17 protein-coding genes are annotated in these 20,066 nt (G+C 40.8%); 6 read left to right on the plus strand and 11 right to left on the minus strand.

Features of this window, described 5'->3' with window-relative positions:
* Positions 1 to 74: 74 nt before the first annotated feature.
* The 4 genes from V7K38_RS02005 to V7K38_RS02020 all read right to left on the minus strand — a co-directional run bounded on the left by V7K38_RS02005 (position 75) and on the right by V7K38_RS02020 (position 6,249).
* Entirely contained in the window at positions 75 to 575 is a 501-nt protein-coding gene (locus V7K38_RS02005) for an acyltransferase family protein (protein WP_334855058.1), read from the minus strand.
* 833 nt (positions 576 to 1,408) lie between these two features.
* Positions 1,409 to 3,133 (minus strand): hybrid sensor histidine kinase/response regulator, encoded by a 1,725-nt coding sequence (locus tag V7K38_RS02010; RefSeq protein WP_334855060.1) that lies wholly within the window; start codon positions 3,131 to 3,133, stop codon positions 1,409 to 1,411.
* A gap of 277 nt (positions 3,134 to 3,410) precedes the next feature.
* Positions 3,411 to 3,884, minus strand: coding sequence for a response regulator (locus tag V7K38_RS02015; RefSeq protein WP_334855061.1), 474 nt, complete (start codon positions 3,882 to 3,884; stop codon positions 3,411 to 3,413).
* 52 nt (positions 3,885 to 3,936) lie between these two features.
* Positions 3,937 to 6,249: an ATP-binding protein gene (locus tag V7K38_RS02020; RefSeq protein ID WP_334855063.1), complete on the minus strand. Its 2,313-nt coding sequence runs from the start codon at positions 6,247 to 6,249 to the stop codon at positions 3,937 to 3,939.
* A 255-nt stretch (positions 6,250 to 6,504) separates the two neighbouring features.
* On the opposite strand from V7K38_RS02020, the gene V7K38_RS02025 reads away from it, so the two are divergent.
* The 3 genes from V7K38_RS02025 (at position 6,505) to V7K38_RS02035 (ending at position 7,277) form a co-directional block, all read left to right on the plus strand.
* Complete coding sequence (locus V7K38_RS02025) at positions 6,505 to 6,642, plus strand: hypothetical protein (RefSeq protein ID WP_334855064.1); 138 nt, start codon at positions 6,505 to 6,507, stop codon at positions 6,640 to 6,642.
* 63 nt (positions 6,643 to 6,705) lie between these two features.
* Positions 6,706 to 6,972 carry a type II toxin-antitoxin system ParD family antitoxin gene (locus tag V7K38_RS02030; protein WP_334855065.1) on the plus strand — a complete coding sequence of 89 codons (267 nt, stop codon included), beginning with the start codon at positions 6,706 to 6,708 and terminating at the stop codon, positions 6,970 to 6,972.
* Positions 6,969 to 7,277 (plus strand): type II toxin-antitoxin system RelE/ParE family toxin, encoded by a 309-nt coding sequence (locus V7K38_RS02035; RefSeq protein ID WP_334855066.1) that lies wholly within the window; start codon positions 6,969 to 6,971, stop codon positions 7,275 to 7,277. The genes V7K38_RS02030 and V7K38_RS02035 overlap by 4 nt, the downstream gene beginning before the upstream one ends.
* 84 nt (positions 7,278 to 7,361) lie before the next feature.
* On the opposite strand, the gene V7K38_RS02040 is transcribed toward V7K38_RS02035, so the two are convergent.
* Both V7K38_RS02040 and V7K38_RS02045 read right to left on the minus strand, forming a co-directional pair.
* Complete coding sequence (locus V7K38_RS02040) at positions 7,362 to 9,071, minus strand: alpha/beta hydrolase (protein ID WP_334855067.1); 1,710 nt, start codon at positions 9,069 to 9,071, stop codon at positions 7,362 to 7,364.
* A 432-nt stretch (positions 9,072 to 9,503) separates the two neighbouring features.
* Complete coding sequence (locus V7K38_RS02045) at positions 9,504 to 10,427, minus strand: DMT family transporter (RefSeq protein ID WP_334855068.1); 924 nt, start codon at positions 10,425 to 10,427, stop codon at positions 9,504 to 9,506.
* Between the two features lie 282 nt (positions 10,428 to 10,709).
* Here V7K38_RS02045 and V7K38_RS02050 point away from each other — a divergent pair, with 282 nt between their 5' ends.
* Positions 10,710 to 12,809 carry a cytochrome-c peroxidase gene (locus V7K38_RS02050; RefSeq protein ID WP_334855069.1) on the plus strand — a complete coding sequence of 700 codons (2,100 nt, stop codon included), beginning with the start codon at positions 10,710 to 10,712 and terminating at the stop codon, positions 12,807 to 12,809.
* Between the two features lie 204 nt (positions 12,810 to 13,013).
* Here the strand turns inward: V7K38_RS02050 and V7K38_RS02055 are convergent, their stop codons facing one another.
* Both V7K38_RS02055 and V7K38_RS02060 read right to left on the minus strand, forming a co-directional pair.
* On the minus strand, positions 13,014 to 14,192 hold the full coding sequence (locus V7K38_RS02055; protein WP_334855077.1) for a GNAT family N-acetyltransferase: 1,179 nt from the start codon (positions 14,190 to 14,192) through the stop codon (positions 13,014 to 13,016).
* Between the two features lie 325 nt (positions 14,193 to 14,517).
* Entirely contained in the window at positions 14,518 to 14,658 is a 141-nt protein-coding gene (locus V7K38_RS02060) for a hypothetical protein (protein ID WP_334855070.1), read from the minus strand.
* Between the two features lie 281 nt (positions 14,659 to 14,939).
* Between V7K38_RS02060 and V7K38_RS02065 the strand changes: the two genes are divergently transcribed.
* Both V7K38_RS02065 and ptsP read left to right on the plus strand, forming a co-directional pair.
* A complete protein-coding gene (locus V7K38_RS02065; RefSeq protein ID WP_334855071.1) occupies positions 14,940 to 16,136 on the plus strand; it encodes a hypothetical protein in 1,197 nt (398 codons plus the stop codon).
* Between the two features lie 88 nt (positions 16,137 to 16,224).
* Positions 16,225 to 18,744 (plus strand): phosphoenolpyruvate--protein phosphotransferase, encoded by a 2,520-nt coding sequence (gene ptsP / locus V7K38_RS02070; protein ID WP_334855073.1) that lies wholly within the window; start codon positions 16,225 to 16,227, stop codon positions 18,742 to 18,744.
* On the opposite strand, the gene V7K38_RS02075 is transcribed toward ptsP, so the two are convergent.
* The 3 genes from V7K38_RS02075 to V7K38_RS02085 all read right to left on the minus strand — a co-directional run bounded on the left by V7K38_RS02075 (position 18,741) and on the right by V7K38_RS02085 (position 19,929).
* Positions 18,741 to 19,130, minus strand: coding sequence for a hypothetical protein (locus V7K38_RS02075; protein ID WP_334855074.1), 390 nt, complete (start codon positions 19,128 to 19,130; stop codon positions 18,741 to 18,743). The two genes, ptsP and V7K38_RS02075, sit on opposite strands and share 4 nt — an antisense overlap.
* A 186-nt stretch (positions 19,131 to 19,316) precedes the next feature.
* On the minus strand, positions 19,317 to 19,598 hold the full coding sequence (locus V7K38_RS02080; protein ID WP_334855075.1) for a hypothetical protein: 282 nt from the start codon (positions 19,596 to 19,598) through the stop codon (positions 19,317 to 19,319).
* A 34-nt stretch (positions 19,599 to 19,632) separates the two neighbouring features.
* A complete protein-coding gene (locus tag V7K38_RS02085; protein ID WP_334855076.1) occupies positions 19,633 to 19,929 on the minus strand; it encodes a hypothetical protein in 297 nt (98 codons plus the stop codon).
* Positions 19,930 to 20,066 lie beyond the last annotated feature (137 nt).

A 20,066-nucleotide genomic window follows, 5' to 3' on the forward strand; every position in this document is an offset into this window, starting at 1 on the left:
TAGTGTTAAATTAGGGGGCATCGAACCCCCTAATTTAACCGTGCTTACATCCCCGCCCACGAGGGGACGGGGTTTTACACACGTTCAATAAAAAATCTACCTAGAGAGACTTTTAGCTTATAGGCAACGCCGTAGAGGATAAAAATGATAAATAGGCTATATAAAAACCAAAAATGCAATACTGGATCGTAGACAATTTTCCAGATAGAACTTACTTGCATTTTGACGTTAGTGTACCGAGATACAAATATTAGAAGTAGTGAATACAATACTGACCAGAGAAAATAGGGATAGACAATTACAGCTATTTTAGAACTGACAAAATCTCCGAGTGGTTTTGTTGATAGCGATCGCTGAACAAATAACCCAGAAATGAAAAAGAACAAAGGCATGTGAAAGGCATAAATCCAGTCCAAAATAAATTTGAACAGTTGTGATGACTCTATTATTGAATGCTTTTGCAAACCATCAAGAGTATGTCCTACCACTACCAAAAATATACCAATACCTTTGGTATAATCAACCCAATCTATTTTTTGTTTAGTGGGCGCAGAATCAAGTTTGAGTGCTGTCATAATAATTTAAGTGTTTTTACTTAAATAAGTTTACAGATGAGTAAATTTTCTCACCTTTATTTACTCAACAATTTTTTGCTTAAACCCTTATTCCGCAAAGGGTTCAAATAATCAAAAATACATCATGACGCGATGTGCGACTTAATATTCTGATCTCTTTCCAAACCGGGAGCAATGCGATTTTGTTAGATCGAACATTAATTCTCAGTTACAGACCTAGATTCTCAATAAAAACAGTTATTTGGCTGTGATGCCTGCGGCGGGCTATGCCTACGCACCCCTAAATAGGTGATTTAGCACCCGAATTTTAAGCACCTCACAAAATCGCATTGCTCCCTTCCAAACCTCTCTTCTTTCAGGAGAGAGACTTTGATTTTTGCTCCCCAACGCTAGTAGGGAATGGCTTGAGGGTTAGTTTGAGAGAAAGTCGCACATGGCGTATCATGTGAAGTTTAGGTTAAGTACACAATACTATGGATGGAATACTTAAGTAAAGTATAAATTTTTGAGAAATAAATCTAAAAAAGGTTTCAATTATCGCCAAGAATAAGTATTTACCATTGGTTTAATAGCGATTGCCTGAAGGTAGCTAGTAGTCTGTCAAGTTTAAATTGATGGCTAAGAAAGTTCGTAGTAAGTACTTCAGTCCTTATTTTCTAAGCACGCTTTGTGCTTACTACAAACTTTTCATTACTAGCTTGACAAACTACTAGTACTAACAGAAGAAATACTAGTAGGTTATATTTTATTGTAGCTTTAGACACTAAGTTATCAGCGTAGTAAGGCTTGTGCAAAACTTTTTAGCTTTTGATACTAGTCGGGGAAGCTATAGATCAGGTTGATGATGAAGATAGTTGATCCATTGGGAATGCCTTCGGTAAGCTAACTGTAACTTTAGTTCCTTTCCCCACTTCACTGGACAAGGTAATATCCCCACCATGTAACTCGACACAACCTTTAGCGATCGCAAGTCCTAAGCCTGTACCAGAGATTGTATCAACGTTACTTCCACGACTGAACGATTGAAATAAATTTTCTTGATCTCTAATCGGGATACCAATTCCCCGATCTTTGATGTAAAAGATCACCTCTGATTCTTTACCGATGAGGTGGAATTCTACAGTCCCCCCATCTGGAGAATACTTAATTGCATTGGACATTAGGTTAATAAAAATTTGCTGCAACAGTCCGCGATCGCCCCAAAAGTCTTGGATATGCCCAGTAATGTTAAAAATCAATTCGTGGCGATCGCCTGTTGTTTCTCGCTCTTGTTCTATAAGATCGGAAAAAAATTGCAGTAAATCGAGTAAAATTGGTTTAAATTTGGGTTTTTCGAGTTCAAATTGGTTAACCAGAAGCATATTATCCACGAGTTTGGACATATATCTTGCTTTCTGTTCAATAATTCCTAGAAACCTCTGTTGTTTAGACTCATCCAGTTGTTGACTATGTTTTTCCAAAGTTGATGCAGCCGCCAGAATTGAAGTTAGGGGCGTTCGATATTCATGGGAAACCGTTGCAATGATTTGAGATTTAAATGCATTGAGTTGCTTTTCTTTAGTAAGGGCTGCTTGAGTTTGGGCTAGCAACTCAGCTTGTTGGATAGCGATCGCTAATTGTACCGAAACTTCATTGAGCATTTCTGCATCATCAGTTTGCCAATGTCGTTCTCCAGAATTCTGGTGAGCAATCAACAAACCCCAAAGCTTAGGAGTTGGGTTGCCATTATTGCTCAAATTAATGGGAACTACCAAATTTGCCTGAGTATTAAATTGCTCTTTCCGGCTGACACAATTACACAAGCCAAGCTCATAAATATAAGGGATTGGGGATTGGGGATTGGAGATTGGGGATCGGGTGTGGGGAAGGGTGCAAAGAAGAGGAACTTTCCCCCTGCTCCCTGCTCCCTGCTCCTCTGCTTTTTCCTCTGCCCCCACGCGATCGCACAATGCTACAGTGCGGAATGACTCAACTGATGAGGCAACTATTTTACCGTCGGTATCTGGGGCGAATTGATATACTATCACGCGATCGCACTTCAGAAGTTGCTGTACTTCTGCTACAGCTGTATTCAAAATTTGCTCTAGGTTAAGAGACTGGCGAATTCTGAGAGCAGTCGTAGCAATTAAGCGCTGTCGTTCCTGGGTTTTATTAAGTTGGGCTTGCAAGCACGATTGCTTAATGGCGTTGCGGACTGCTAATTGCAGTACATCTTGTGTCACATTGTGCTTAACCAAATAATCCAGCGCGCCCCGTTTCATTACTTGCACAGCGATTTCTTCATCACCCCGCCCTGTCAACATAATCACAGGGACAGAAGTCTTAAATATCTCTTGCTGCATCCGATCGAAGAGTTCTAACCCACTCATATCAGGTAGGCAAAAATCCAACAGAATGGCATCGCGGCGGATTTTTTTGCACAAAGCAAGTCCTTCTTCAGCACAATCTGCCTCAAAAATCTGGTAGGACTGGTGCGGATCTTTCAACAGATATCGGCGATAGATTTTCCGATCTGCTGCACAATCATCAATTATGAGTAGCGTCTTTATGTCCAACATATACAAGTATGAGGATCAGGGAGCCATATAGATCCCTTTTATCCAGATTGTGTTTTTATTGCATAATTCTAAAAATAATATAAAATAAGTGTAAATAAAATCTAAATTCTTTAGTAATCCTAAAGAAATTGCCAGAATAATAAGAAAATGGAGAAAAGGAATCTAGCACAGACAAGCAGACACAGTAAATCAAAAAGGAAAATGCCTCTGTGTCCTCTAAGTCGCCTCTTTTATTATCCTTTTTTCCCTACCGCCTCACCAACAGACAATAAACAAATTAATCCAACACTGGCGGCATATTGGCTTCAAGCCAGTAGTCCACAAATGCCTGGATTGTCTTTTTGAGTTCCTGAGCATCCATCGGCTTTACCAGATATCCATTTGCACCCTTTTGGTAGCACAATTCAATATCCTTGGGGTTAGATGATGTGGTAAAAACAACGATGGGGATTTCCTTGAAACTCTTATCTTGCTTGAGCCGATCTAAAATGTCACGGCCATCAATACCTGGCAAATTCAGATCGAGCAAGATCACAGAGGGTCGTAATGCTACTTTAGAGTTGGGTAAGTTTTCGCCTTTGCTATGGGCATCGCTCCCCTGTTGAGACAAGAACTCTAAAACCTCATCCCCATTAGTACAACGATGTATGGGGTTCTGGACGGACATCAGCCGCATCAGACGTTGTAGCATCCGAAAATCTTCATTGCTGTCCTCAACAACAAGCAGAGGTTCATGAAGTTTTTTTATCATTCGTGGTTTTAAAAGAGCTTAACAAAAATACATATTTGGTTACTATATTAAACTATTCCAGAGTGAAATAGAAAAGTGAGCCAACACCTACGGTAGATTCAACCCAAATTCGGCCGTTATGAAGCTCAACAATCTTCTTAACAATAGCTAATCCTGCACCTGCTCCTCCACCGTATTTTTCCTGAGAGTGCAGCCGCTTGAATAATCTAAAGATAGTTTCTAAGTGATGCTGTGGGATGCCAATACCGTTATCTCGGATATAAAAGATTGGGAATTGGGAATTGGGCATGGGGAAGAATGAAAAATTACCTCCTTCCCCTCTGCTCCCTGCTCCCTGCTCCCCTGCTTCCTTGTCAAGGTAGCCAATCTCAACCCATTGCTCTGCTTTATCGTTGTATTTAAAGGCATTGCCAAGCAGGTTACTAAAAACCTCATTAACGAGAACCCGATCGCACTGAATTGTTGGTAAAGGGCGGGGAATGCGAATATCCACAAGCCCAGAGTCTTGACGACTAGCACGAAAGACATCAATTACTTGGTTGAGCAATTCGTTGAGATCGGTTGCTTGCTCTCGGAGATGTGCTTGTCCTAACTGCGAGAGTCGCAGCAAAGCATTAATCAGAGTTTCCATGCGTACAGATAAGGAGACTACTGTTTGCAAGCACTCAATTCCATCATCATCTAAGACTTGGGCATAGTCTTCTAGCAGCACCGTTGAGAAGTTATAAATGCCCCGCAAAGGCTCCTTAAGATCGTGGGAAGCCGCGTATGCAAAGGATGCTAGCTCTTGATTACTGCGCTCTAACTCCAAGTTGATTTTAGCTAATTCATCCGCCTTCGAGAGGACAATGCCAACGATCGCATTTCTCAGAGCGATCGCACTTTCAAGTTCGCAAGCTTTCCAAGGTAAAGAAGTTAATCTAACCGTTTCTTGCCATTGTTCAAAAGATTTTCGGGGAGACAGGGTATAACTACCATCTGTCTGGGCTTGAATGGATTCCTGTGGATTTCCTGCCCAGTGTACTGTTTGCAGAACTTCAGGGCGGAACCAAAGAATATAATAACGCCGGACTTTAGAAATTCGCAGCAACAACAAACCACTAGCAGTATCTTTAAATATGAGCGCTTCCGGGTAAAGCTTCGGCAGAGAATCGGTAGAGAACAGGTTATCACTAACTTGGGTATCCGCCCATTCCATTAACGCTCGCACCTCATCAATATTTGGTGTTACTCCCACAAGGTTAATTTCATTATCCAAACAAACAGCCGCTCCAAAACCACTAACAAGATCGAGCAAGCGGATTTCCGGTTTGATTAAGGCATCGATAAAGTTGTCTGCTTGAGAAATAGACTCTAAAAATTCAGACTGTAGCGATTTGAGCTTTACCTTATAATCCCATTCCGAATAACTAATTTTGTGCGCCAACTCTGAAGACACAATTTGTCCCAAAAATTCGCACATCTTGCGTATTTCATAAGAAATATGCTTTGGTGTTTGATGATGACACGATATTAATCCCCAAAGCTTCTGCTCTTGAACGATCGAAATCACCAAAAGAGCTTGTACTCCCATATTTTGATGATATTCAGCACAACACCAATCAAAACTTCTTAGCACAGAGTAACTTAAGTCAAGATGCTGACGTGTTGTTGGATTTTCCGATGAAACTAGGTTGACAGGTTCGGCTGTCAAATCGGGAAGAAATCGGAGAAAGCAACGCATATATAATTCCCTAGCCTGGGCTGGAATATCGGTAGCGGGATAATGGAGTCCTAAATAAGGTGATAAATCTTCCCGTTTAACTTCTCCAACAACAGAACCTGCTCCCGACTCATCAAATTGATAGACCATTACCCGATCAAAACCGATGATTTTTTGGACTTCTTCAGCTACTAAATGCAAAAATTCTATCAGATTGGATGTGCTTTGCATTTTTGCGATCGCAACACCTGCCAAAGCATGAAAGCCTAAAAAACTCATCTCAGATTTTGAGTCTGTCGGTTCTAACTCCAGAATCACAGCCTCTTCTGTCCGATGAGCGATCGCGTCAAAGTCTCTATCTCCATACAAAGTATTTATTGATACTTTGAAAGTAATAGTACTGTCAATTTTTTTTACCAAACACTGCTTTACAGTTTCTACTTGTTGAGCTTCTAATAAATAGCTCAATGGTTTACCAAGCAAATCTTCTGGCTCTTTACCTAAGTATACTTTAGTGTTGTTGCTAACTTGCACTATCTCTAACTGAGTACTGAGTGCTAGTAGTACACCATGAGGTTGAATAGAGCCAGGTATGTGAATAGGTTTGCGATCGTGGTTAGTGAAAGCAGTCGCTTGGGTAGTAGTATCTTCAGGCTGGCTCATAAATCAACTTATGTAAAGCTGAAATCTACAATAATGCAATTAAATGTGACATTTATTTAAAGTATATGCCGTTCAGGATGAATGCGATCGCATCTTATCTGTGCTAGTTACAGTTTTTACAGTAAGCACAAATAATTAGAAGATTGCGTAGGGTGTGTTACGGCTTCCGTAACGCACCGAAAATACAAATTATGGTTTGTCCAATTACTAGTCAAAAAAAAAGGTCTTAACTTTGAGATTTCTCTGCCTGACGGAATGATAACCAGTGGTGTGGTGTTAGCCGATCAGATCAAATCACTGGACTGGAAAGTTAGAAAGGTTTTGTTTGTAGAGAAAGTTGAAGATGATCTAATTGAAGAAGTGCAAGCAAAAATTGAACCTCTAATTTTATAAATACGCAATTAATAACAAAAATTGTTATTATAATGTTTATTCTTGTTATAAGGAAATAGATACATGAATGTTTCCCTTACTCCTGAGTTGGAAGCTTTCGTCCAACTACAGGTTGAGTCCGGCTTGTACCATTCTCAAAGCGAGGTAATTCGGGAGGGATTGCGTCTTTTGAAACGCTTTAACGACCATTCCGAGGAATATAAATTGTGGCTCAATGAGCAAATTGCTATCGGTCTTTTAGAGCTTGATAATGCACAAGGTCTTCCCCAAGAAGGTGCGCGAGAGCGCATCCGCAACAAAGCGCGACAATTGATCAAAAAATCGTTGTGACGAAGCCAAAACTTTATATTCTCTCCGTGCAAGCAGAAAACGACCTTGCGGGAATTTATGCCTATATCGCGCGAGATAATTCCGATGCTGCCGAACACATGCTGGACAAGCTTCTTTCCGCCTGTGAATTACTGACAGACAACCCCAGAATAGGAAAGTACCGTTACGACCTGACCCAGCTTCCGGTTCTTTTCTGGTTGGTGCAGCCCCGATATTTCTTAATATACCGAGGTGAAAACCCCGTTGAAATCGTGCGTGTACTGGCAGCAAACATGGATATTGCGCGGGAACTCGCCGGAGAATAAACAAACTAATTGTTTATAGTTAAATAAAAATCATCACATGCAGCAATGCAACACCAATATCCAACATCCAAAATCCGAAGCTGACTATGGTGTTGGGAACTTTTTTTTTGCGGATTTGCCTCCTTTTATATCCAGTAATTGTTCTAATTCGGTTGTATTCAATGATTTTACGAGACTCAAACCAAGAGACTTACTAGAAATACTTTGAGTGTAGGCGGCGTTCAGGTAAGGGGTGTATTGCGGCCTTCCTGCAATGTATGTTTGGAAGAAAGGTAAACTTAAAACATTCATGTAACGACGCGCTTGAGAAGCATCGCCAACCATATCGGTAGGTAATGCTACTTGTTGATTTGCAGGATTGCCATTACCAATGGTGGAAAAGTGAGTGCCACCTTCAAGTATGACGAGATACTTTTGTGAATTTGCAAACCAGGAGAAAGGTAGAATTTGCTCAGATAAAGCTGGTGCAACTGTATCATCACTACTGCTGACAATCATTACTGGAGTTTTGATTTGACTTAAGCCAGCTTTGCCGAAAATCGAACTAGTAATGGGATTAACTGCGATCGCAGCTTTCACTCTCTCATCCCGCAGGTTATAATCCTTGCCAGACTTGCTGATGTTCAATTCTAAAGCCCGACATTGCAGCAGTAAAGACATATTCCAGGTTTTTTGGAGTGCTGCTGGTTGACAGTCTTGTTTTAGCTGCTCAAAGTTGATTTTCGCACCTGCTAGGGCTAAGGCTGTGTAGCCTCCCAAAGATTGACCAAATACTCCGACTTGTTGCAGATTTAAGCGACCTTTAAACCGTGAATCAGATTGATTACCTTTTTCCAATTGATTCAATATATATGTTATGTCCATTGGTCGGTCTTTGAATTCACCGGGTTCTGCTATTTCATTGGCGTGTCCCTTTAGCAAAGAACGCAATTGTTTAGCATCGCTACCAGGATGATTGGGAACGACAACGGCAAATCCGTAAGAAGATAGGTGCGTGGCTAAATATTGAAAGTTGCTGCTATCTAAACCCAAGCCGTGAGAAATTACAATTACGGGTGCATTATTCTGGACATTGGGAATGTAAACATCAGTTAATAAAAGCCGATTGCGCGTTGAATCAAAAAACTTTAGAGTGTATTTTTGCGACTTAAACTTTCCCGGAACCTTTAAATTGGGCAATTGCGAGAAATTTGGTTGTGAAATGGTAGCAGCTTCTATTTTAGACTCTTGAGAAACTGCTGCGATCGCACTATGGGTTTGGTTAACAAGTTTCTCCAATTCCGTAGCAATTTCCAAAGTCTCGGCAACATCAAGGCGAATGCTGCTGCTGGGATATTTACGCAACACATTCAAAAATGTCAAGCCTCCTGATTCAGCAGAAGCTGAAATTAGCGCCGAACGCAAATTACCAAGTTCTGGTTGAGAAGATTTGCTTATAATAACTTGCGCCAACCGATGCAGCAAAAATTCTCCTTGCGGTGTGTAGAGAAGTTGCGAAAGTACTACCGGACTAACTTTCACACGATTAAGTAAAATCCGCCGCAATTCTGGAAGCTGTTCTAAAGGCAGATATTGCTGATACGCTGCCAAATCTTCGTTAATTACGCCTGTTTTGGCATAGTTTTCTAAAGTATTAACTGAAATGGAAAGCTCCAATGCTGAATAAGATGCATAAATCCGCTCTGCTGCCAAGACAGAATTACTAATTCCAAATATTGGCAGCAGTGTTGAAAGAACCAGCAATAGGGAATTTTTTCTGAGGCTGCTGGCCCAATTACCAAACAAACTATTCATCGCTCAACTGTTTCGGTGATCTTGTTTTATCAGGTGTTGGCTTTGGTAGTTATTCGGACACCCTGCTTAGTTTACTTAAAGTTTTTAGCCTCAATTTTCTCAAAACAGAATTTAGGAGTCAGTCGTTATAATTCAGTATGAATTGTGTCTGACTTGCGAATAGAGAAAGCTTTATCTGACTCCTAAATTCTGATTTTTGAATTCTCATTCAAGAATTTTAATCTCGGCTATAAAGTCAAAAATCAGATACTACAGAGTCACACAGATAGGTAAATTATCCATCTTACAAGAGGCTGACTCCCGTAGTTTGCCTTCACTATCAAATCATAACAAATAAAAAATCCTCTGCCTCAGTATTTATGTTGTAGCTTTAAAGATGGCACGAATTTACTAAATAAAAACAATCAGTAAAAATCCTGAAAATTATCACTGTTAATCAGCTTTTACTAGTGCGATCGCTACTGAACCTGTCACTACTAAAGCCGCTCCGAATATTGCTACAAAGCTGAAGTGTTCTGAAGGTATCAAATTAGGTACAACACTTGATATAAGTCCAACTAATATTAATGTCACAATGGGAGCCAAAGCTATTACTGCACTTAGTCGTGATGCTTCCCAATGTTCTAATGATTCAGCAAAAGCACCGTAAGCGATTAAAGTATTTAAAGCACAAAAAACCAATATTCCTAAATGGAAAGGATCGAGTATAAAAATTGATTTTACTCTGGCCAGAGGAGTGAATAATAAAGCACACCCCCCGTAAACGATCAGCATAATACTGGGGGAAGATAAAGATTGTAATAACTGCTTTTGTGCCAAAGCATAAATTGCCCAAGCCGTTGCTCCTAGAGCAATCAAAATACTACCTAGTATATATGTGCCATGCGCTGTAATTAAATTTGTTAGTTGTTCGTGAAAAAATAAAACATAACCGCAAATCATTACACTGACACCAATCCATTGATACAAATGGTAACGTTCTTTAAAAATCACCAACCCTCCAAAACCTAATAGAAGGGTAGATAATTGAATCAGAACTTCAGCGTTAGCAGGTGATGTTAGTGCTAAACCTTGCATGAAAAAAAAGTAATTAATCCCTAAAAATAGTGTAACGATCGCTAATAGTTTCCAAGAAGCAGAATGCAGTTGTTCTGACTTTGGTAAGTTACCACGTATTCCTAAATACACAGCTAGTAGTAAAAATGATACCAAAAACCGAAACCAAATAACAGTATAGACATCAAGCACTTGCAGAGTTATCGCCAGAGCAATAGGTAAAATTCCCCACAATAAGACCGTCAATAGTGATAATGCTAGCCCTAAGCGCCAGCGACCAGAACTTTGATGTAGTGACATTTTAATATCCTACTCAAAGTAGGGCTGATGATAAATTAAAACATATCTAATTTGCATATCTAAATTTTATCAAGCTCTTATTGAGAAATTATCTTAGCAGTCTAGATAATGGAAATTAAATGTATAAGATTTTATCTATCTTGCTGAATTTGTTGTTAGCTTTATGGCACTTTTTGTTTACATAAAGTTTGTAAATTGAGTAGCTACTTTAGATTAACTTTATATTTAAAAGTAACACGTAAGTATATGATTACTTAAGTATTACTTTATCACAAAAAAGCGATGGGAATCATACCCATATTAATGTTAGTAATCTTTGTTACAGGCTTATTAATTTACTTGCTACTGAACTCAAAAGGTCGATTCTCCCTCAAATCTTTGGTGACAAAAATCAAGCGCCAAGAATGGAGATTCAAAGATGGCAAGCTTAACTATTTGAGATCAAGATTTTCCAAGACTCTAACAATTGCTGTCATTATTATGGTGGCAGTAATAGCTGGAAACACTGTATCAGCACAGGTTACGCCGTCAACTTTAGCTTCACTCAAAAGCATATCGGTACCTGAGCCTGACAATCTTGGAGACTTTGTAAAAGACAAAGTAGCCGCTATCAAGTTAGGAAAAACTCTTTTTTGGGATATGCAGGTTGGGAGCGACGGAATAACCGCCTGTGCTAGTTGTCACTTCCATGCTGGAGCCGATAATAGATCCAAAAATCAGATTGCTCCTGGACTTTTGCAGATTAACTCTGATGGTACAGAGAATCCAGATAGAGTTTTTAATGTTGGCGGCTTCCCAAATTATCAACTCAAACCAGGAGATTTTCCCTTCCACAGTAATGATGTTAGTTCATCTCAAGGGATCTTCAATACTAAATTTGTTGATGTCACACCTGGTAATGCACAAGACCAAGTAATAAACGAGCCAGACCCAGTGTTTAACGTGGGAGGCATTAATGTGCGCCGCGTCGAGCCGCGTAACACCCCAACCGTGATTAATGCAGCATTTAACTTTCGTAACTTTTGGGATGGAAGGGCACAAAATATATTTAATGGGGTGAATCCCTTCGGTTTAAGAGATCCTAATGCTGCGATCGCCAAAGCAACAAACCCAAGTAAACTAGAATTTGTCAAAGTCAGTCTGAAGAATTCATCTTTGGCATCCCAAGCAGTCGGCCCGCCACTCAGTTCCTTTGAGTCGTCTGCTGATGGTCGGACTTTTCAAGAAATTGGTGATAAGTTCGGGGAAATTGACAAAAGATCCCTCAGCGTTAGCAAGGGTAAAAAGCTGCCTCGAAAACTTGCGAAAAAGTTATTACCTCTCAGACCGCTAGGTAAGCAGGTAGTGGATCTACAAGACAGCGTTTTAGGTGCAGATAGTAGAGCGCCCAACCCCGGACTTAAAGATAAAACCTATGAGCAGCTGATTCAAGATGCCTTCAAGTCTGAGTGGTGGAAGTCTAATCGACTTATCCAAGTTGATGCTGAAGGTAAAAGGAATTTTATCAAAAAGCCCGATCGCTCCTTGGAAACTAATGAGTACACGTTGATGGAGTACAACTTCTCGCTATTCTTTGGGCTAGCAGTTCAGTTATACGAATCTACACTCATTGCTAACCAGACAGATTTTGATCGCTTCTTAGAAGGAAACACTAATGCCCTAACTGTTGAACAGCAAAAAGGTAAAGAACTGTTTGAGGGCAAAGGTCTGTGTATTGGTTGTCACGTTGGCTCAGAATTAACAGCTGCTTCAGTAAGCAGTGTTGCTAAAGACGGACGAATCAAACGTGCGCCGTTCGGTGCAAAATCCCCTGAAGACAATGGGTTTTTCAATATCGGTGTTAGACCTTTTACAGAAGACCCCAGTTTGGGCGGTAATGACGCTTTCGGTAATCCGCTTTCAGAAGTACGATTAGCTCAGTTAGGGAAATTTCAGCTTCTCCTTGGTGAAAATCCTCCCACGCTCGATCCATCATTGGATTCTAGTGAAACTATCTTTGCAAACGGAGCTTTCAAAGCACCTGGACTTCGCAATGTTGAACTCACTGCTCCCTACTTCCACAATGGAGGTCACGCGACCTTGGAGCAAGTGATTGATTTTTACAGTCGGGGTGGTGACTTTGGACTTCTTCCCGTATTGAATCTCTCAACAGATGAAAAGCAGCAATTGGTCGCCTTTTTAAAAGGTCTGACTGATGACCGAGTTCGGCATGAGAAAGCGCCTTTTGACCACCCGCAACTGTTTGTCCCCAACGGACATCCAGGTAGCTCTACATCCGTTATCAATGACGGTAGTGGCAAAGCCACAGATGAACTACTAGAAATTCCTGCTGTTGGTAAGAATGGTGGTAGTGGTACTCTCAATTTCCTGCAAAAACCTTGATTATTCTAAGTTTTGCTTGATCTAGGTGTAAGTATAGGTTGGGTGACGCATCACCTCAACCCAACCTACAAAAACTACTTTTAACAAGGGGTTTAAGACAAAAGACTTAAGCCCCTTGTTTGCTTAAGCAACTCAGGAGTGAGCAGATGAAGAGGCAGAAGAAAACTTCCCAATGCCCATGCCCAATGCCCCATGCCCAATTCTTTAAAAGAAATCAGCCATCCAAGGCGAAGCACCTGCAAATATTTGCGTAGCTGCTAAAATAGCCGTTTCTGTCCCATCCAATTTTCCCGCTATTTGCAAATGGTAGGGGGTAAACAAGCTTGCATACAATGGTGCTAATTCTCGGATATCTAGTTGCAACTCACCCTTTCCGCCTCTTGTGACTTCGCCACGTCCGTTGGCGACAGAAAGAATGAATTTACCATTATTTCCAGTTAGGAAATTATCTTGAATTTCTAAGTGTAGTTCAGCTTGAATTCCCGGTGGATAACCACGCAATTCCAGCGCCTTAACTACATCTATTATCCGCAGCAGCCAACGACTCGTAGTTTTGATCTTGGCAGTTTGCTCTGGTAGCACCAATGTCAAGGAATCAATTGCAGAACTCTTCCATCGCACCAGCTGAATTTGAGAGCGATGATTTGCCAGAAAAGACCAGAAGGTTTTTACAGCAGCAACTGTAGTCAGTACCCAATCTTTCACAAAGAGAATTTCACCATCATTTGTTCGCTCTTGAGTAAAGATGATGTAGCCTTGGGGTTCGTCTTTAGTACCAATCAAATAGGTATAGACTATTTCCTTCTCATTTAGTTGGATTATTCGCTGCCAGATTGCTGGATGTCGGTCTAAATATCCATGCATTTGTCTCGCTTGCTGCTGATATAGCTGATGAAAGACTTGATGATTGATATTTTCTACTAGTTGTAAAGGTAGGGGTTGCTCCCGCACTTGGATATTCTGGGTAGCAACTTCCCAAACACACCAGCTACCTCCCTGCTCATAACCTACCTTTCGGTACAAAGTTTGAACGGCCGGATAAAGAGCGGAGATTGCTATACCTCTATCGGAAAGTTCTTTGAGGGTGTTTTGCATCAGAGCGATCGCAACTCCTGAACCGCGATACTCTGGAGCAATGCCTACTGCGGCAATTCCTGTCATGGGTACACGTTGACCACCCCACCACTGACCCATGTCAAGAGTTGCTAATCCACCGGCTAATTGTTCCAATCCCCGAATAATGCGGAAGTTTTCTACACCAATCTGCTTAATATAAGCTTCCTCGCCATCAAGGGCGCTGATGAAACATTGCTCAAGGATATGTTTCAGCTGCTGGATATCCTGTGGATGGGCGAGAGTGCTGTATTCAAATTGAGCCATTATCTTTTATACCATTAGTATTACAAAACCAAAATCATAGTACACAAAGAAAAGATTAATGCAGTTTGTATTTGCAGATATGGGATACTTAGTAAAGTTACTTCATCTCTAAGTTAATTTACATAACAAGACTGTACAACTTTCACAAGCTTTGTACATCTCAAATTTCAACTTCAAATTTACAATATTCAAGCAAAAAGCCTCGACGTTGACCTTCTGAAGCTCAATGTTCACCTTCTGAAGCTCAATGTTCACCTTCTGAAGCTCAATGTTCACCTTCTGAGGCTCAATGTTCACCTTCTGAGGCTCAATGTTCACCTTCTGAGGCTCAATGTTCACCTTCTGAGGCTCGATGTTCATCTTCTGAGGCTCGATGTTCATCTTCTGAGGCTCGATGTTCATCTTCTGAGGCTCGATGTTCATCTTCTGAGAGGTTGTTTGAAAAGTGGTCGGCTGTGATATTAGGCATTTATTGATCCCCCCTAGCCCCCCTTAAAAAGGGGGGAAACAAAATCAAAGCCCCCCTTAAAAAGGGGGGAAACGGAATCAAAGTCCCCCTTTTTAAGGGGGGAAACAGAATCAAAGTCCCCCTTTTTAAGGGGGATTTAGGGGGATCTAAAAGTACTTGTGATACATCACTAAGGACTTTTAAAACATCCTCTGAGGCTCGACGTTGACCTTCTGAGGCTGGTTAACATTTAAATTTCAACTATAATTCCAAATAATTATTTCTAACTAAATCAAATACTCATGAATGTTGTAATCAATTTATTGCTTTTTTTGCTGCCAATTCTGAGTAGCTTTTGGATTGCCCAAACTTTTAACCCTTTATCTTCTTATCAGCCTCTTCAGTCTATAGATGGGGCGGCTTTATATAAAAAAGAATTAACTAATGGGAATGAAGCCTATTTACAAGTTATCGATCTCCGCAAAATGGAAATAGACCAAATTATCGGAGGGGTAGATAATATGGGTCGAAATGAGGGTAAATATTATCAGGGAGAAGGGAAATATTACAGCCCATTTTTCCAAAGACAGTTGTTTTCTGAAGTTGCAGATGAATATAAGAAACTTTACGAAAATAACGTTTTCTCGATGATTAATTGTTCTTTTTTTGAACAATACGAATCTAGTACTCAATTATCCTTTCCAATTAAACTTAATGGTGTAGTCATTACTGGTGGCACTAGTCCTTATGGCCCCATCAAAGAACCAAAAGATAAATACTATAGTAATATTCGCCTCAAAGCACTAGTCTGGAATAATAAGCAGGCATACATTACCGATTACGACCAGGTTAGCGGTACGCCTCTCAACCAAAACGTAGTCAAAAATGCGATCGTTACTTACCGATATAGCGATCATCCCGCAAAAGTATTAGCCCAAAACCAAGCAAATAAGTATCAACTCATCGGGACTCTAGACAAAGATGGTGTTAATGGTAACGAGTTATTGTTGATTATGACGGTGAAGCAAGCAACTTTGGATGAGGCAGCCGATTTATTACGTAAATTAGGAGTTAAAGGCGATATCATTACTGTTGACGGCGGCAGATCGACTTATTTGTTCAATTCCCAAAACGGAAATATTATTGTTCCCCAACTGTCTAATCTGCAAGAAAATCCTACTTTCCGAAACCTCCCTCATTATCTGGGATTCCGTAAGAAAAGTAAAAATCAGGTTGCGCCAAAAATCTTGATCTCTCAGCCAGTTGCAAAAGTACTTCCCAAGAAGGATCAGCCTTATTTAATATTGTGGCGGGATAATCTTAACGGTGATGTCTCCATTAAGTTGTACGATGGAGACAAACTTATCCAAAACATTTCTTCCCGTACTGCTAGTGATGGTATTTATGAGTGGATACCACGTATTTCTTTAAAAGAGGGCTATTCTATTCGTATTTCTAGCTGGAACAACCGGAATATTTTCGGGCAGTTGCAATTGTAATCAAGATAAATGCTGTTTCTAGCGGTGCGGAATGGGAAATTGCAATGGATAACGAGCTAAACGCAAACCTCGTAACAAGTTTGGCGGTATGGCAGCGATCGCAATTGTTATTGTTTCTCACAGTAAACAACTAGCTTTAGGTGTGCGGGAACTCGCCGCGCAAATGGTTCAAAACCAAGTTTCTATTGCTGTTGCAGCAGGAATTGAAGATCCTGAAAATCCATTGGGTACAGATCCGATTCAGGTTTATGAAGCGATCGCTTCTGTTTTCTCTGATGATGGTGTTTTGGTATTAATGGATTTAGGTAGTGCTTTGCTGAGTGCAGAAATGGCTATCGAGTTTTTGCCAGAAGCACAGCAGCAAAAAGTGTATTTGTGTGAAGCACCTCTAGTAGAAGGTGCGATCGCTGCTGTTGTTGCGGCTGCGGCTGGTAGAGATATTCACCAAGTCATGGCGGAAGCACGCGGCGCACTCCTCGCTAAAGCAACTCAATTGGGTGTAAATCCGTTGTCTGTTGTTACTGACAACATCGAAGCAATAAATCCTGAATTTCCAACCAAAGAAATCCGGCTGATTATTAGCAATCGCTTAGGATTACACGCCCGTCCCGCAGCCCAGTTTGTGGGAACCGTAGCCCGGTTTAAATCCCAAATTCTGGTGCAGAATTTAACGAGGAATACTGGACTAGTTCGAGGTGACAGTATTAACCAAGTCACCACTTTAGGGGTGCGTCAAGGACACGAATTAGTAATTACTGCCACCGGTTCTGATGCAGATGAAGCTTTAGCGGCATTACAGGCATTATTCGCAAATAATTTTGGTGAAGATAACGTTGCCTTGAATTCTCCACCAGCATTTCACCATGAAGTTGCCCTAGCAACTCACGGGGAACTTTTAGGGATTGCAGCTTCTGCGGGAGTTGCGATCGCACCTGTTGTTCATTATCAACCCACTCACATCACCATTACGGAATATCACGTAGACGATCCTGAATCAGAGTGGCAACGAGTACAAGCAGCAATTCACACCGCCAAACAGGAAATTCAAGCAGTTTTTTCACAAGCATCTCTGCAAATTGGTGACACTGAAGCCGCTATATTTGATGCCCAATTACTATTTTTAGAAGATCCAGTATTGTTGGAAGCGGCTCATCAGCGTATATCAGATCACCATATAAATGCTGAAGCAGCTTGGCAAGCCGTAGTAGATGAAGTGGCGACTTCTTACCGAACACTTGAAGATTCTTATCTGCAAGAGCGAGTTGACGATGTTGTGGATGTAGGGCAAAGGGTACTACGATTACTAGCTGGAAATCTCCCTGCTAACTTGCATTTTGATGAACCGGCGATTTTAGTAGCGACTGATTTAACTCCTTCAGATACCGCTAGATTAGATCCGACAATGGTGTTGGGTATTTGTACAACTTCTGGTAGCGCTACTTCTCACAGTGCAATTATCGCCCGAACATTGGGTATTCCCGCAGTTTTGGGAGTCGATGCTCAAGTGTTGCACTTGGCAGATGGTACGCTGATGGCACTTGATGGTGAAAGTGGCAAAGCTTGGGTAGAACCAGAATCACATATCCTCGATTTACTGGCAGCAAAACAGGAAGCTTGGCAAACTGCCCAACAAGAAGCACGAGCTACAGCACACCAGCCAGCAATTACTCGTGATGGTCGGCAAGTTAAAGTTTTCGCCAATATTGGTAGTATAAATGATGTGCAAGTTGCTGTGGCTAGCGGTGCAGAAGGGGTGGGACTACTCCGCACAGAGTTTCTTTATTTAGATCGGACAAGCGCCCCCACAGAAGAAGAACAACTTGAAGTGTATCAAGCGATCGCCCAAATTTTAGATAATCGTCCCTTAATTATTCGTACCTTAGATGTGGGTGGTGATAAGCCACTTCCTTATCTGAGGGTAGGGTTTCCAGAAGCTAACCCTTTCTTAGGCTGGCGAGGAATTCGCTTCTGTTTAGATCATTTGGATTTGTTCAAAACTCAGTTACGGGCAATTTTGAGAGCTAGTGTTGGACACCAAATTAAGATTATGTTGCCAATGATTGCCACTTTAGGCGAGGTACGTGCAGCTAAAGTAATTTTGGGTGAAGTGCAAACGGAATTAAATCAAGCTGGTATTTCCTTTGATGCGGCGATAAAAGTAGGGATTATGGTGGAGGTTCCGTCAGCAGTTGCGATCGCAGATCAGTTAGCTGCTGAAGTAGACTTCTTTAGTATAGGTACTAACGACTTGAGCCAATATGTCATGGCTAGCGATCGCACTAATCCCCGCGTGGCAAACTTAGTTGATGCGCTACATCCAGCCGTATTGCGAATGGTGCAGCAAACTATCCAAGCTGCTCATGCTGCTGGGATTTCGGTAGGATTATGTGGAGAATTGGCAGCAGATACTTTAGCAACACCAATTTTATTAGGTTTAGGGCTGGATGAATTGAGCGTGAATCCTCAAAGTATACCTGGAGTCAAACAGGCGATCGCTCGGTTGAGTATAGTTGAGAGTGAAGCGATCGTGGCATCAGCATTACAACAAGATTCCGCAGTTCATGTTAGAGAACTAATCTCAACTTCAGTTACTCCCCCTGCTAGTTAAAATCTGATTCCCAGTTGCCCGTTAAAGCCACGAATAGAATTGTACCCGGCACCAACAAAAACGTTATCACTAGCACCTACTTGAACACCACCTGAAACAGCAACACCTTTATCCTCAGAATAAAGTCCAACTCCTACATAAGGTGAAATGACAGGTAGACTGATAAATTTTAAAACATCTACTCCCGTAGCACCATCAGGGCCAACTCCTAGCTCAACCCCGAAATTTAAAGCCCTAGCGCCTACAGCATAGGTTATATCACCATCTTTTCCACCAACTGAAACCCAAGGTTGCGGTATAAGTTGAGCCGATGCTTGACTTGGGACAAATAAAGTCAACAAACCGATAGATGTAATTAATGTTTTAGCAATAATCGCTATTTTCACGTTGTTTTCCTACACTAACTTTTCCATGTTAATTGTTTTATCAAAACAAACCCTAGTGTCAAGTAGGGTTTGTCTATGATGACTAATCGTGACGGATTGAACCTCTTATGAGTGCCTGATGAGTTCAAAGATTATTTTTGTAATGTAATATTAATGACAGTCGTATGCAGCCGTAATTGGTAATTATTAAGTATATTTGCTGATTACTTTATCCAAAATACCTAATTGCTTTCTTAAAATACTGAAATACTTTCTCAAAAGCTGATTTGACTTATTCAAAAGCTTGTTTGACTTACTCATTTTGGTATTTTGCGCAAGCAAAAGCTCATTTGATTTATTCAAAAGCTTATTTGACTTATTCATTTTGGTGTTTTCCGCAAGCAAAAGCTCATTTGACTTATTCAAAAGCTTGTTTGACTTACTCGTTTTGGTGTTTTCCGTAAGCAAAAGGTCATTTGACTTAATCATTTTAATGTTTTCCGCAAACAAAAGCTGATTTGACTTACTCAAAAGTAGACACATCTCGAAGCAAACTAGGAATTTCTCCTTGAGAGAAAGGAAACTCCAGCAAAGTTTCTCTAAGACCCAAATAACCAGATTCAGCAAAAGACAAAAGCATTCGTGAAAGTGCTAGCCAAACCTCCGGTTCGTATTCCCAATCACGATAACGCGAAGCTTTACCAGCAATTGAACGTAGCGCCCAGAAATAAGAGTTTCGCACCACAGAACCACCTTTTTTAAACTCTGGTAAATCTTCGTGGTTGATAAAAAGTATTTGATTGTCAATTTTGGCTCTCATCGCAATTTGAGATTTTAGATTAAAACTAAATCTTAAACATAGTACTCACCGTTCGCGTAATCGAGGATGGATTTGATGAAATTAAGGATGTGTGAACAAGGGGAGGAAGAAAAACAGGCGATCGCTACGACTTACCA

This window comes from Nostoc sp., assembly GCF_036917465.1.
Classification (GTDB): Bacteria; Cyanobacteriota; Cyanobacteriia; order Cyanobacteriales; family Nostocaceae; genus Nostoc.